This window comes from Chromobacterium sp. CCUG 76385 (genome assembly GCF_059916625.1).
The window spans coordinates 19,710-33,876 of sequence record NZ_JAUCGU010000021.1 but is presented as its reverse complement, the minus strand read 5'-3'; the positions used below and the strand labels follow the sequence as shown (position 1 = coordinate 33,876).

Annotated in this window: 13 protein-coding genes; 7 read left to right on the top strand and 6 right to left on the bottom strand. The window is 64.7% G+C overall.

The genetic code is table 11. The features are described 5' to 3' along the window. Positions 1-47 precede the first annotated feature (47 nt). A complete protein-coding gene (gene dapC, locus QUG01_RS13750) occupies positions 48-1,253 on the bottom strand; it encodes a succinyldiaminopimelate transaminase (protein WP_500830631.1) in 1,206 nt (401 codons plus the stop codon). Between the two features lie 53 nt (positions 1,254-1,306). Here dapC and QUG01_RS13745 point away from each other — a divergent pair, with 53 nt between their 5' ends. Both QUG01_RS13745 and QUG01_RS13740 read left to right on the top strand, forming a co-directional pair. Then, positions 1,307-2,218, top strand: a complete 912-nt coding sequence (locus QUG01_RS13745) for a DMT family transporter (RefSeq protein WP_500830630.1) — start codon at positions 1,307-1,309, stop codon at positions 2,216-2,218. A gap of 19 nt (positions 2,219-2,237) precedes the next feature. Then, the gene (locus tag QUG01_RS13740) at positions 2,238-2,816 is read left to right on the top strand and encodes a GNAT family N-acetyltransferase (RefSeq protein WP_500830629.1); all 579 of its coding nucleotides are present in this window, start codon (positions 2,238-2,240) and stop codon (positions 2,814-2,816) included. 52 nt (positions 2,817-2,868) lie between these two features. On the opposite strand, the gene QUG01_RS13735 is transcribed toward QUG01_RS13740, so the two are convergent. From QUG01_RS13735 to QUG01_RS13725, 3 genes are all read right to left on the bottom strand, one after another. Beyond that, a complete protein-coding gene (locus tag QUG01_RS13735) occupies positions 2,869-3,375 on the bottom strand; it encodes a hypothetical protein (RefSeq protein ID WP_500830628.1) in 507 nt (168 codons plus the stop codon). Between the two features lie 274 nt (positions 3,376-3,649). Further along, entirely contained in the window at positions 3,650-3,877 is a 228-nt protein-coding gene (locus tag QUG01_RS13730; protein WP_500830627.1) for a SlyX family protein, read from the bottom strand. A gap of 1 nt (position 3,878) precedes the next feature. Continuing rightward, positions 3,879-5,192: a Na+/H+ antiporter family protein gene (locus QUG01_RS13725; protein ID WP_500830626.1), complete on the bottom strand. Its 1,314-nt coding sequence runs from the start codon at positions 5,190-5,192 to the stop codon at positions 3,879-3,881. A 208-nt stretch (positions 5,193-5,400) separates the two neighbouring features. Here QUG01_RS13725 and QUG01_RS13720 point away from each other — a divergent pair, with 208 nt between their 5' ends. Next, positions 5,401-5,697 carry a DUF2325 domain-containing protein gene (locus QUG01_RS13720; protein ID WP_043626803.1) on the top strand — a complete coding sequence of 99 codons (297 nt, stop codon included), beginning with the start codon at positions 5,401-5,403 and terminating at the stop codon, positions 5,695-5,697. Positions 5,698-5,934: 237 nt separating this feature from the next. Beyond that, positions 5,935-6,330, top strand: coding sequence for an acyl-CoA thioesterase (locus tag QUG01_RS13715; protein ID WP_071110842.1), 396 nt, complete (start codon positions 5,935-5,937; stop codon positions 6,328-6,330). 218 nt (positions 6,331-6,548) lie between these two features. Here the strand turns inward: QUG01_RS13715 and QUG01_RS13710 are convergent, their stop codons facing one another. Continuing rightward, positions 6,549-7,265 (bottom strand): ArsR/SmtB family transcription factor, encoded by a 717-nt coding sequence (locus tag QUG01_RS13710; RefSeq protein WP_500830625.1) that lies wholly within the window; start codon positions 7,263-7,265, stop codon positions 6,549-6,551. Between the two features lie 181 nt (positions 7,266-7,446). On the opposite strand from QUG01_RS13710, the gene QUG01_RS13705 reads away from it, so the two are divergent. Both QUG01_RS13705 and QUG01_RS13700 read left to right on the top strand, forming a co-directional pair. Further along, positions 7,447-7,794, top strand: a complete 348-nt coding sequence (locus QUG01_RS13705; RefSeq protein ID WP_500830624.1) for a hypothetical protein — start codon at positions 7,447-7,449, stop codon at positions 7,792-7,794. Beyond that, positions 7,791-8,138, top strand: a complete 348-nt coding sequence (locus QUG01_RS13700) for an antibiotic biosynthesis monooxygenase family protein (protein ID WP_500830623.1) — start codon at positions 7,791-7,793, stop codon at positions 8,136-8,138. The genes QUG01_RS13705 and QUG01_RS13700 overlap by 4 nt, the downstream gene beginning before the upstream one ends. Here the strand turns inward: QUG01_RS13700 and QUG01_RS13695 are convergent. Continuing rightward, complete coding sequence (locus QUG01_RS13695) at positions 8,130-8,906, bottom strand: class I SAM-dependent methyltransferase (RefSeq protein WP_500830622.1); 777 nt, start codon at positions 8,904-8,906, stop codon at positions 8,130-8,132. The genes QUG01_RS13700 and QUG01_RS13695 overlap by 9 nt on opposite strands. A 322-nt stretch (positions 8,907-9,228) precedes the next feature. On the opposite strand from QUG01_RS13695, the gene QUG01_RS13690 reads away from it, so the two are divergent. Then, positions 9,229-14,167, top strand: a 4,939-nt coding sequence (locus QUG01_RS13690; protein WP_500830621.1) for an Ig-like domain-containing protein, incomplete at its 3' end; no start/stop codon positions are given.

The following is a 14,167-nucleotide window of genomic DNA, read 5'->3' as shown; positions in this document are numbered from 1 at the left end:
GAAGTCGTCATCTAAATCATTCAATCTGGTCGGGGTGGTTCGAAAGCTCAGGCCGAGCTGGCCGGCTGGTGGCTGCGGCAGAACGCAACCATTCTCTGCGCCGCGGCCAGGCATTCCGCCGGTTCCGCCACCAGCGCGATGCGGATATAGCCGCTGCCGGGATTGCCGCCGTGGGCGTCGCGGGCCAGGTAGCTGCCCGGCAGCACCGTCACATGCTGTTGCTCGAACAGCGCGCGGGCAAAGCCGACATCGTCGCCGTCCGGCACCTTGGCCCACAGGTAGAAGCCGGCATCCGGCATGGCGACGTCCAGCACCGGCGCCAACAGCGGCAACACGGCGGCGAATTTGGCGGCGTAGGCCGCCCGGTTGGACTCGACGTGGGCCTCGTCGTTCCAGGCGGCGATGCTGGCCGCCTGCACCGTCAGGCTCATCGCGCTGCCGTGGTAGGTGCGGTACAGCAGGAATTTCTCCAGGATGGCCGCGTCGCCGGCGACGAAGCCGGAGCGCATGCCCGGCACATTGGAGCGCTTGGACAGGCTGGTCAGCATCACCAGCCTGTCCAGGCCGCGGCCCAGCGCGCGCGTGGCGGACAGGCCGCCCAGCGGCGGCTGGTCGAAGTAAATTTCCGAATAGCACTCGTCGCTGGCGATCACGAAACCGTAGCGGTCGGACAGCGCGAACAGCTTGTCCCAGTCCGCCAGGCCCATTACCGCGCCGGTGGGGTTGCCCGGACTGCAGACGATCACCAGCTGAGCGCGGCGCCAGACGGTGTCCGGCACGCTGTCCCAGTCTGGCTGGAAGCGACGGGCCGCCTCGCAGTTCAGGTAGTACGGTTCGGCGCCGGCCAGCAGTGCCGCGCCCTCGTAAATCTGGTAAAAAGGATTGGGAGAGATCACTACCGGTTTGTCGCCGCCGCTGGCGTCGATCAAACACTGCGTCAGCGCGAACAATGCCTCGCGGCTGCCGTTGACCGGCAGCACCTGGCGCGCCGGGTCCAGCGCCACGCCATAGCGGCGCTCGGCCCAGGCGGCGCAGGCCTGGCGCAAGGCCGGGGTGCCCTGGGTGGCCGGATAGCCGGACAAGCCGGCCAGGTTGGCGCACAGGGCGTCCTTCACCAACTGCGGCGCCGGGTGTTTGGGCTCGCCCATGGCCAGGCTGATGTGCGGCAGCTCGGCCGGCGGCTCGGCGCCAGCCAGCAGCGCGGCCAGCCTTTGGAACGGGTACGGATGCAATTGGGCCAGGCGGGGATTCAAGGCGTCTCTCCATCAAAAAATCGGCACGGCAATCGACCATCTTAAGAACAGCGATGACACCTGTAAAACAAAAATTTCTCGCCACTTCCGGCATCCTCACCACGGCGCTGGTATGGGCGCTGATGTGGTACCCGTTCCGCAGCCTCAGCCAGCAAGGCGTCAGCGTGCCGATGGCCTCCTTGGGAACGTATCTGATCACCATCGCGCTGGGCATGACCTTGTTCTTCAAGCTGTACCGGCGGCAGTTCCGTTTCGAGCCTCCCCTGTTGTTGCTGATGCTGGTATTCGGCTGGTGCAACTTCAGCTACACCATGGCTGTGGCCGAGGGGCAGGTGATGCGCGTGCTGCTGTTGTTTTACCTGTCGCCGCTGTGGACCGCGCTGTTTTCGCGATTGCTGCTGCATGAAAAGCTGACCCGCAGCGGCTGGCTGGTGGTGGCGCTGTCGCTGCTGGGGTGCTTTGTCTTCCTCTACCGGCCTGGGTTGTTGTCCGGCGCTTTGCCATTGACGCAGGGCTACGAATGGCTGGCGCTGTCAGGCGGCATGGCTTTCGCCTTCGGCAATGTGGTCAGCCGCAGGCTGCACACCATTCCGATCGCTGTGAAGTCGGCGACCATCTGGTTCGGCGTGGCGTTTTTTGGCGCGGCCAGCCTGTTCCGGAGCGGCGAGCTGGCCAGCATGTTGACCATCCCGCCGCAGAGCTGGCTGGTGCTGGGCATTCTGGGGGTGGTGTTGCTGTGCACCAGCGTGATTTCGCAAAATGGCGTGTCCATCCTGCCGGCGACGCAGGCGATGACGCTGATGCTGATGGAGCTGGTGTTCGCCGCGATATCGGCTTACCTGCTCGCAGGCGAGGCAATGACGCTGCAGGAGTGGTTCGGCGGCGCCTTGATCGCCGGCGCTAGTCTGCTGTCCGGCAAGATGACGCAGCCCGCGCCGCATTCCCGTCCGCAAACCGCGCCATGACATGAAGACTGGAGACAAGATGCAGATCAGACCGATGGCGCCGCAGGACTTCGCGGCGTTCTGGCCGATATTCCGCGACATCGTGGCCGCGCGCGAAACCTATGCCTTCGATCCCGACATGGACGAAGCCCGCGCCCGCCAGCTGTGGTGCGAAACGCCGCTGGAGACCTGGTTGGCGGAGGAGCAGGGGGAGATTCTGGGCAGCTATTTTCTGAAACCCAATGCCGCCGGCCCGGGCGGCCATGTCGGCAATTGCGGCTATATGGTGTCGCCGGCCGCGCGCGGCAAGGGCGTGGCGCGCGCCATGTGCGAGCATTCGCAGCAGCGCGCGCGGGCGCGCGGCTTTCTGGCCTTGCAGTTCAACAGCGTGGTGGCCACCAATGAGACGGCGGTGGCGCTGTGGCAGAAGATGGGTTTCGACATCGTCGGCCGGCTGCCGCGCGCTTATCTCCATGCCGTCCATGGCCTGGTGGACTGCCTGGTGATGTACAAGTGGCTGGGGGAGGAAAAGAAGGCGGCGATGCCGGAGCCGGTTCCGCTGATCGGGCGCAAGAATATCGAGGCGGTGGTGTCGCGGCGGCGCAGGCAGGAGGGGTGAAACGGAAAACCGCCGGACCGGCGTGCTGCCGGCCAGGCGGTAGCGGCGAGCCTTACAGGCTGCTCAGGTACTGCTGGAGCGCCTTGATGTTGACGTCGTAGGCGGTCGGCGCGCCCAACTCGACGCCGCCGCTGCGCACGTAGTAGGCAAACGGCACGGCGCGGGTGCCGAAGAAGGGCAGGAAATCATCCGGCTGCAGCGTGGTGCCGTTCAGACCAATCGCCCAGTTGTTCGCCTTGTAGCGGTTCAACTGCTCGATCACGCCATGCACGGCCAGTCCTTCGGTGCTGCGAATCAGCGCGATGTAGTGGTTCAGCGTGTCGATATTGGTTTGATAGGCGGTCGGCTCCCCCACGTTGACGCCCTTGGCCCGCACATAATACGAAAACGGCAGTTTGTGCTCGGTGAAGAAGGACAGGAAACCATCCGGCGCCAGGGTGTCGCCGTTCAGGCCGATGGCCCAGTTCTTGGACTGGTAGTCCTTCAACTGCTTGATGATCTCGTTGCTGGCTTCGATAGCCTGTTTGGCCGGGATGCTCACTGCGGTGGTCTGGCTCATTTCAGCGCTCCTGAATGGGTTGAATGACAGGAAATGCGTACTGCCCGGGTATCCGAATCGTTAGCTTGCATGTTTGCCATCCTGCAGGAATGGATCGATTGGCTTCGATCAGGCAAGGCGAGAATAGCCCGGCGGGAGCGCAGGGGGTACTGCCAGATAGGTTAGGTGTATTTCGAGAGCGATATGCTATAAAAATCTTCGGGATTGAAATCCTGTTTCAATAGCTATCCATTTTTTGATATAAGAGTTGAGATCTGCCGCGGCGCAGTGCGCTTCAATAATGCGGCGGGATTTCGTCGCGCAGCGAGGTGGCGGGGCCGTCTTCCGGCTGCTGGCTGCGCAGCTGCTGGTACAACAGGCGGATCTGCTGTTGCAGCAGGTCGATTTCTTTCTGCTGGCGGGCGACGGTGGCGTTGAGCGCGTCCAAGAGCTCGTCCTGAAAGGCGAGGCGCACTTCCAGCGCCTCGACGCGGTTTTCGGTATTGGTATCCATGCCCGCCATTCTACAACACCATGGCGGCGATCCAGCCGGCGGTCATCAAGGGCAGGTTGAAATGCAGGAAGGTGGGCAGCACGGTGTCGTGGATGTGGTCGTGCTGACCATCCAGATTCAGGCCGGAGGTCGGCCCCATGGTGGAGTCCGAGGCCGGCGAACCGGCGTCGCCCAGGGCGCCCGCGGTGCCGATGATGGCCACGGTGGCCAGCGGCGAGAAACCCAGGTGCGCGCACAGCGGCACATAGATGGCGGTGAGGATGGGCACGGTGGAGAACGACGAGCCTATGCCCAGCGTCACCGTCATGCCGATGGCCAGCATCGCCAGCGCCGCCAGCGAGCGCTGGCCTTCGAACAGCGCCGCGCCGGCCTTGACCAGCGGCGCGATCTCGCCGCTGGCGCGCAGCACTTCGGCGAAACCCTGGGCGGTGATCATGGTGAAGCCCACCATCGCCATCATCTTCATGCCTTCGTTGAACACGCCGTCGGCGTCTTTCCACTTGACCACCCCTGTCGCCAGGAATAACAGAAAGCCGGACAGCGCGCCCATGATCATCGAGCCGGTATACAGCTGCACCGTGAAGGCGGCGACGATGGCGGCGCAGGCCGTGGCCAGCGATTTTCGGCTGACGCGGGCATGGGTGCGCTCGGCGTTCTCTATCTTGCCCAGCGAGTAGCGGCGCGGCTTGCGGTAGCTCGCCAGCACGGCGCATAGCAGGCCGGCCACCATGCCCAGCGCCGGTATCGCCATGGCGTGCATCACGTTGATGCCCGAGATGTCCATGCCGGCCTTGGCGGCGTTGCCGAGCAGGATTTGCTTCAGATAGATGTCGCCGAAGCCCACCGGGAACACCATGTAAGGCGTCACCAGGCCGAAGGTGAGCACGCAGGCCACCAGCCGGCGGTCCAGCTGCAGCCGCGCCATCACGTACAGCAGCGGTGGGATCAGCATCGGGATGAAGGCGATGTGGATGGGCACCAGATTCTGGCTGGCGATGCTGACGCAGCCGAGCAGCGTGATCAGCGTCCATTTCAACTTGCCGTGGGCGCTGTGGTTCTCCAGTTTTTTCACGGCCAGATCAGCCATCGCATGCGGCAGGCCGGACTTGGCGATGGCGACGGCAAAGGCCCCCAGCAGGGCGTAGGACAGCGCCACCGAGGCGCCGCCGGTGATGCCGTTATTGAACGCGGCCAGGGTGGAAGACAGCGACAGGCCGCCGGCCAGGCCGCCGATCAGCGCCCCCAGCAGCAGGCTGATGACGACGTGGGTACGCAACAGGGTCAGGGTGAGCATGGCGCACACGGCTAGTACAACGGCATTCATTTGTATAGACAAATCAGTAGCTTAGGCGCGTGCGCGCGGGGCGGGTAGGGTAGCCGGTTTTGGCCGGGCTGTCGAGCAGGCAGGAGGAATAGGCCTTTTATATTCCAAAGTATGATTAGCTTTTCACTCAATATTGCTAGGGGAAATTTAAAAAGCGTTTTACAGTCATTTCATCACCTGAATCCGCGTGGCGCGGCAAGGAGGTAAGATGGAAGCGTTGCTGGTAGGGGCGGATAGCCTGGGCAATATTCCGGAAGTGTTACGGAGCTACGATATCCGCATCGCCCGCCACATCTGTGGCCGCAATGTCGCGCATCAACGGCGCGCGCCGCTGCCTGGCCGGCCTGATCTGCTGATCCTGTTGACCGACTTCCTCGGCCACAATGTGATGCGCAATTATCGCGATAGCGCGGCCGCCTTGGGCATACCGGTGCTGGCCTGCCGCCGCTCCGCCACCGCGGTGGAGCAGCGCCTGCGCCATCACGGCTGGAGGCGGCTGTCATGATCTTCTCCGGCAACGAAAACTGGCTGGCCTGGCTGCTGGGACGCACCGCGCTGCAGGCCCCGCCCCGCGTGGAATGGGGCCGCGTCGAGCCGCCACCGGCGCCGGTCACGCGCTGAAACCGGTTGGCGGCGCTGGTTCCCCGGCCGCCGTTCTGCGAAACTCCCATCCATTGTCTGCGTCCAAGCTGCCTGCCCGCCGCTGCGGGCGCTTTATCGTTTGGAAACAGGGAACCGCTTGATGTCAGTCTTTTCCGTTGAATTCAAAGTGCGCGATTACGAGTGCGACATGCAGGGCATCGTCAACAACGGCGTCTATTTCAATTACCTGGAACATGCCCGCCATGAGTTTCTGCTGGCCAAGGGCATAGATTTCGCCGCGCTGGCGCGCGACAAGATCAATCTGGTGGTGGTGCGCTCGGAGATGGATTACAAAGCCTCGTTGACCAGCGGCGACACCTTCGTCGTGACCGTGGCTTTCGAACCGGTGTCGCGGGTGCGTTTCGGCTTCCGTCAGCAAGTGATTCGCCAGGCCGACGGCAAGGTAGCGCTGGAAGGGCTGATCATCGGCACCGCCATCAACGAACGCGGCCGGCCGGCGATTCCGGAAGGCTTCGCCGAGCGGCTGACCGCCTGAAAAACGGATTTAGCCACGAAATCCACGAAAAACACGGACGAAGGCCGACTACCGAGATCGGAGAGACGGCGGCTGTTGGTTTGCCGCTGCGCTTTTCGCGCCTTCCGCGGCTAGTCAAGCCTTCGACAAGGGCAACGTAGTCTGTCAGTCGGCAGGCTGCCGCCCTCGTTTTTCCGCGTGTTTCCTTAGCCAAGAACGTTCTCCGCCACTCCTTTCTATTAGGCCGATTCCGTCAGCGTCTCTGGCCGGATGCCCCACTGCTCGCGCAAAAAGGCTTGCCCGGCCGGCGTGACGCGCAGCGCGCGGCTATCCTGGCGCCGCTCCACCCAATGCCGCTGTTGAAACTCCCGGCATAGCCCCGCGCCAAACGCGCCGGCCAGATGCGGCCGCCGTTCGCTCCAGTCCAGGCAGGCGCGCGCCAGCGGCCGTTTGCCGCTGATTGGCGCCGTTACCCCCAGGGTGGCGGCGAACCAGCGCTGTCCCGACGCCGTGACTTCGAACTGTCTTTCCTCATTCAGCAGCAACAGCCCGTCCGCTTGCATCGCGTCGGCAATGGCGATGCCCAAGCGGCCTGCCAAGTGGTCGTAACAGGTGCGCGCCAGTCTGAGCTGTGGCGAAACCGGGCTGGCGGCGCGCGGTCGCTGCAGATCATGGCCATGGGCGGCCGCGCTCAAGGCTTCCAGCGCCTGGGCGATGGCGGCATTGGCCAGCAGGTAGTAGCGGTGGCGGCCATGCCGCTCCACCTTCACCGCTCCGCCTTGCAATAGTTTGGCCAGATGGTTGCTGGCGCTCTGCGCGCTGAGACCGGCATGACGGGCCAGTTCGCTGGCCGGATAGCTGCGGCCATCCAGCAGCAGGAGCAGCATGCGGGCGCGGCCGGGGTCGGCCAGCAGGCTGGCCAGGCGGCTGATGTCGGGAAGATGGGCGGCGGTCATGATTCACTCTAGCGTGAAACATCGTATGGGATGGCTGGCTACGATAAGGGCATCTTCAAGACTAGCCAAGGAGTTTTATCATGCCGCAGCTGCCCGGTGATCTGCCAAACCATCCCCACCGCGACGCCCCGAGCTTGAGTGGCCACGCTGGCGGCCAGCCGCGCCACTCGGGAGGATGGGCATGAGCGATTGGCCGGAACACGCGCTGGCCGCCGCCAGCCATCCAGATCCTTATCCTTATTACCGGGCACTGGCGCGGCAGGGCTGGGTTCGCGACGAACGCCTGGGTGTATGGCAGGCGGCCTCGGCCGCTGCGGCGCAGGACCCGGCGGCACCGGGCGAGGCGATGGATTTTGGCCGGGGCCGCCATGGTTGTCCCGGCGAGCGGCTGGCGCTGGCTATCGCAAAGGGCGCGCTGGCGGCGCTGGAGGCGGCGCGGCCGGATTGGGAGGCTTTGGCCGGTTCTATTCAGTTCCGCCATTTGCCCAATGCGCGGATACGCCGTTTTGGCGCAGGAGAGGGGCGATGATCGCGGTGATTTTTGAAGTGACGCTGGCTGACGGCGGGCGGGATGGCTATCTGGACTGGGCCGGTCGGCTGGCGGAGACGCTGCAGCAAATGGATGGCTTCCTCTCCATCGAGCGTTTCCAGAGCCTGGCGCGGCCAGACACGCTGCTGTCGCTGTCGTTCTGGCGGGACGAGGCGGCGCTTGCCACCTGGCGCAATCTGGCTTCGCACCGGATGGCGCAGGCGGCGGGACGGGATGGGCTGTTCGCCGACTACCGCCTGCGGGTGGCGGCGGTGCTGCGCGATTACGGCATGCGCGCGCGCGGGCAGGCGCCGGCTGACAGCCGCGCCGCGCACTCAGCCTGAGGCCAGGGCCTTGATCACGTAGAGGTCGAAGCGGGTGGACCTGCCGTCCAGCACGGCGGACGGCTTCACGCCCGCTATCGGCGCGCCCAGCCGCGGCCGCTTGACCACCACGCGCACTTTGGCGGCGGCGATGGCGGCGGCCAGCAGCTCGGCGCTGTCCATATCATCGCCAATGACATGCTGGAAGGCCTGCATGTCTTTCTTGGCGGCGGCGGATTTCTTGTCGGTGTCCGGGAACATCGGGTCGACGAACACCACGTCGGGACGTTCCGCCTCGCCCAGGCTGGCCAGCCAATCGCGCGAATTGGCGTGCACCAAGCCCATGCGCGCGGCGATGTCGCGGGTGGCCTCGTCGCGTTCGGCCCGCTCCAGCGCATCTGCCAGCAGCGCCGCCGCCACCGGCGAGCGCTCCACCATCGTCACCCGGCAGCCCAGCGTGGCCAGCACGAAGCTGTCGCGGCCCAGTCCGGCGGTGGCGTCCACCACATAGGGCAAATCCTTCGCCCCTTTCAGCCCCACCGCCTTGGCTACCGGCTGGCCGCGGCCACCGCCCTGCTCGCGTCGATGGCGCGCCGCGCCTTCGACGAATTCGGCGAACACCGCGCCGTGTTTGCCGGTGGTCAACAGCTCCAGCCGCTCGCCGTTCAGCTCCAGCCAGTAGCCGTCGCTAGGTCGTTGTTTTGCCAACGGCAGCAAGAAACGCTCAGACAGGCGGCGTGCGGCGTCGAGGCGGGCGGGTTCGGAGCAGTAAAGCGGCGTGGCGGTCATCGGGCATCCTTGAAAACGTATGCGCACGATACGGGATGCGTGTTTCTGCTGCAAGTTGGCATTTTTTGCTCGGTATGCTCAGGGCAGCTAAGTAATTTTAGCTAAAGCCTCTTTACGCATATAACATTTTTTAACGAGTAAAAATGGTCTATCCATCATATGTGAACACATACTGTTCAGTGTGAGTCGCTACGGGACAAAGACTCGGCAGCCAAATCCTATCCCGCCAGACGCAGCCGTTGTTTGAACGGTTGGGGTTGGCGTGCCTGGAGTGGCGCGCAGCTTTGTAAACGGCTCCGGGTGTGTTGTCGGGAGAATGGTCATGGCATGGTGGAAATCGGCAAAACCGCAAGCGCTGTCTCGCGCCACGGAGCGTTCGTCCAACCGTCTGCTGCTGCAGGCCTTGGAGCCCAGGATGATGTTCGATGGCGCGGTAGCGGCCTCGATAGGCCATGCGGCGCAGCATATCGGCGTAATGCATGACGTGCTGGATGCCTCCGCCCAACAACGACATGGCGAGGCGGCGCACCCGGCGGCAGCGACCAGCGCCGCGCCTCCTTCCCGCGCCGCGGCCGAATCCCATGCCGTCCCGCCGGCTGGACCAAAAGATGGCGGCGAGCGTGCCGCGTCCGCCAACGCGCCGCAAGTGGTGTTCGTCGAAAACGATGTCGCCAATTTGCAAAGCCTAGTTTCCCAGTTGCCGTCCAATTACCAGGTGGTGATTCTGGACAGCAGCAAGGATGGCCTGGCGCAGATCGCGCAATGGGCGCAAAGCCACAGCGGCTACGGCGCCATCCACATCATCTCGCATGGCCAGGAAAACGATCTGCAGCTGGGCACCACACAGTTGACCGCCGCCAATGTGGCTAGCTACCAGGCTGAGCTGGCCACCATAGGCCAGGCCTTGCGCCCGGGGGGCGATATTCTGTTGTATGGCTGCGACGTGGCGGAAGGCAGCGACGGCGCGGCGCTGGTCAACTCGATCGCGCGGGAAAGCGGCCGGGTGACGGCTGGCTCCACCGACGCGACCGGCGCCGCCAGCCTGGGCGGCGACTGGACGCTGGAGTACGCCACCGGCAAGCTGCATGCGGCCACGCTGGATCTGCCGAATTATCAGGGTCTGCTGACCCAACCCACTTCCGGCACCACCTCTTTCGACACGCTGGACGGCTCCACCACCGTGATTCCAAACGGCCAGAGCGCGCTGACGGTGAGCAACTTCCTGGGTTGGAACTTCACCATGCAGATGAATTCGAACAGCGACGGCCAGAACGAGATGATCATCGTGGAGAAGGACGGCTCCAGCTCGGTGGAAACGGTGGACGCGCTGAGCGACGGCGTGAAGCAGATCACCTATTTCTCGGTCAAACCGAATGACAGCAGCTTGTTCGCGCTGAATTCCATCAGCGTGGTGCTGGACGGCTACAACTCCAGCTTCTCCGGCGGCACGCTGGTATTGCAGGGTTATCTGAATGGTTCGCTGGTGAGCGGGGCCACGCTGAGCCAGAGCGTGTCCGACATCGACAACAGCGGCTCGGTGGTGACTTTCAATGTCTCCAGCAACAGCAACTTCGTGGGCATAGACTCATTCCGCGTGGTTCCTTCCGCCGGCAATAATGTCACCGGCCTGATCGGCATCGGCGGCATCAACGCCACCAACTTCCACTTCCCCGGGCCGACGTTGACCGCCAGCGGCGGCAGCAGCGCTTACAGCTCCGGCACCGGCAGCGCGGTGACGGTGGACAGCGGCATCACGCTCAGCGATACCGCCGCCTCGACGCAGACCAGCGCCACGGTGTCGATCACCGGCAACTTCCACAGCGGCGAGGATGTGCTGGCCTTCACCAACAACGGCAGCACCATGGGCAATATCAGCGGCAGCTACAACAGCGGCACCGGGGTGCTGACGCTGACCTCCAGCGGCTCCACCGCCACCAACGCGCAATGGCAGGCCGCGCTGAAGGCGGTGACGTATCAGGATTCCTCGCTGACGCCGAATACCAGCAGCCGCACCATCAGCTTCGCCGTTACCGACGCCAGCAGCAACACCAGCGGCACGGTGACCAAGACCGTCACCGTGGCCGCCGACGCCGCGCCGGTGATCAGCAACCTGAACGGCGATAGCAACACCTATTACGCCGGCGCCGGCGCGGTGCATCTGGATACCGGCACCGCGGCTACCGTCAGCGACACGGATACGCCCACTTTGACCGGCGGCAACGTCACGGCCCACATTTCCGCCAACGGCCAGAGCGGCGAGGACGCGCTGGGCATAGACACCAGCGGCACGGTGACGCTGTCCAGCGGCACCAGCGTCGGCAGCACGGTGTCGGTGGGCGGGGTGGCCATCGGCACCATCGCCAGCAGCGGCGACGGCGTCAGCGGCCACGACCTGATCGTCACGCTGAACAGCAACGCCACCGCCAGCCGGGTGACCACGCTGGTGGACGCATTGACTTACAACGACACGGCCTCCGGCATACCCAATACTTCCATCCGCACCATCCAGGTCACGGTCAATGACGGCCGCGGCGGCACCAGCAGCGCCGCCAGCGTGACGATGGCGGTCAGCGCCGCGCCGCTGCTTACCACAAGCGGCAGCAGCGCCGCCTTCACCGCCGGCGACAACGCCACCTCGACGCCGGTGGCGGTGGACGGTGGCATCACCGTCACCGACAATGCCAGTCCGACGCTGGCCAGCGGCACGGTGGCTATCACCGGCAACTTCCACAGCGGCGAGGATGTGCTGGCCTTCACCAATAACAACGGCACCACCTACGGCAACATCAGCGCCAGCTACAACAGCGGCACCGGCGTGCTGACGCTGACTTCCAGCGGCGCGACGGCCACGCTGGCGCAATGGCAGGCGGCGCTGCGCGCGGTCACCTATACCGACAGCGCCGTGACGCCAAATAGCGCCACCCGCACGGTCAGCTTCCAGGTGGCGGACGGCAATAGCAACGCCAGCAGCGCGGCGACGCGCACGGTGACGGTGGCGGACACCGACCAAACGCCGATCGCCACCGCCAGCGGCGGTAGCACCGCCTTCACCGCCGGCAACAACACCTCTTCCACACCGGTGACGGTGGACAGCGCCATCACGGTGTCCGATCTCGACAACACCACGCTGGCCAGCGGCACGGTGTCGATAACAGGCAATTTCCACAGCGGCGAGGACGCGTTGAGCTTCACCAATACCAGCGCGGTCACCTACGGCAACATCGTCGCCAGCTACAACAGCGGCACCGGCGTGCTGACGCTGACTTCCAGCGGCGCCACCGCAACGATCGCCCAATGGCAGGCGGCCATGCGCGCGGTGAAATACACCGACAGCGCGGTGACGCCGAACAGCGCTACCCGCACCATCAGTTTCGTGGTCAATGACGGCACCAAGAACAGTACGGCGACGACCAAGTCGGTGACGGTGGCGGACACCGATCAGACGCCTATCGTCACCGCCAGCGGCGGCAGCGCTTCGTTCACCGCCGGCAACAACGTCACCTCCACGCCGGTAACCATAGACGGCGGCGTCACCGTGTCCGACCTCGACAACACCACATTGGCGAGCGGAACGGTGTCGATCACAGGCAATTTCCACAGCGGCGAAGACGTGCTGGCTTTCAGCAACACCAGCGCCATCACCTACGGCAACATCAGCGCCAGCTACAACAGCGGCACCGGCGTGCTGACGCTGACTTCCAGCGGCGCGACGGCGACTATCGCGCAATGGCAGGCCGCTTTCCGCGCGGTGACGTACACCGATACGGCGATTACGCCTAACAACGCCACCCGCACCATCAGCTTCGTGGTCAACGACGGCCAGCAGAACAGCACGGCGGCGACACGCACGGTGACGGTGGCCGATACCGACCAGACGCCGATCGCCACCGTATCCAGCGCCAACGGCAGCTACACCCTCAGCGGCACGCCTACCCCGGTGGCGGTGGACAGCGGCATCACGCTGTCCGACCGCGACAACACCACGCTGGCGAGCGGTACGGTGTCGATCACCGGCAACTTCCATAGCGGCGAGGACGTTCTGGCCTTCACCAACACCAGCTCCGCGACCTTCGGCAATATCGTCGGCAGCTACAACAGCGGTACCGGCGTGCTGACGCTGACCTCCAGCGGCGCAACCGCTACCGTGGCGCAATGGCAGGCCGCCTTGCAGGCAGTCACCTACAACGACACCTCGGGCACGCCCAATACCGCCACCCGCACCGTCAGCTTTGTGGTTAACGATGGCGAAGTGAACAGCGCCGCCGTTACCCGCAACATCGCCATCCAACTGCCGACGCCGACGGTAAGCGGACTCACCAGCGGGACCGACACCGGCAGCAGCAGTTCCGACGGCATCACCAGCGACGCCACGCCGACAGTGACGGGCTCGGCGGAGGCGGGCAGCACGGTGACCATCTATGTGGACGGCGTGTCGGTGGGCACCACCACCGCCAGCGGCACCGGTGCTTGGAGCTATGCCTTCAGTGACCCGATCGCCAGCGGCAGCCATGCGATAACCGCCATGGCAACCAGCGGCTCGGTGAACAGCAGCGTATCGACTGCTTATACGGTGCTGATCGACACCACCGCGCCGAGCGCGCCGACGGTAAGCGGGCTGACCACCGCTACCGACACCGGCAGCAGCAGTTCCGACGGCATCACCAGCGACAATACGCCAACGGTGCAAGGCACAGCCGAGGCGAACAGCACGGTGACGGTGTATGTCGACGGCACGGCGGTCGGTACCGCTACTGCGGATAATACCGGCGCGTGGTTCTACAACGTTTCCAGCAGCCTGGCCGACGGCAACCACAGCGTACGGGCGACGGCGACCGATACCGCCGGCAATGTCAGCGGACAGTCGACGGCTTACAACGTCACTATCGATACCGCGACGCCAACGACGCCAACCATCAGCGGCCTGACCACGGCGACGGACACCGGCAGCAGTCATAGCGACGGCATTACCAGCGACAACACGCCGACGCTGCAGGGCACCGCGCCGGCCAATAGCACGGTGACGGTGTATATCGATGGCTTCCAGGTCGGCACCGCCATCGCCAACGGCAGCGGGGCATGGAGTTACAACCTGAGCACCAGCCTGCCAGATGGCAATCATGGCGCGCGTGTGACCGCGACCGACACTGCCGGCAATGTCAGCACGCTGTCGGCGGCTTACAGCATCACCATCGACACCGCCGCGCCGAGCGCGCCGACGGGCCTGGCCCTGGCCACGGCTTCGGACACCGGCAGCAGCCACA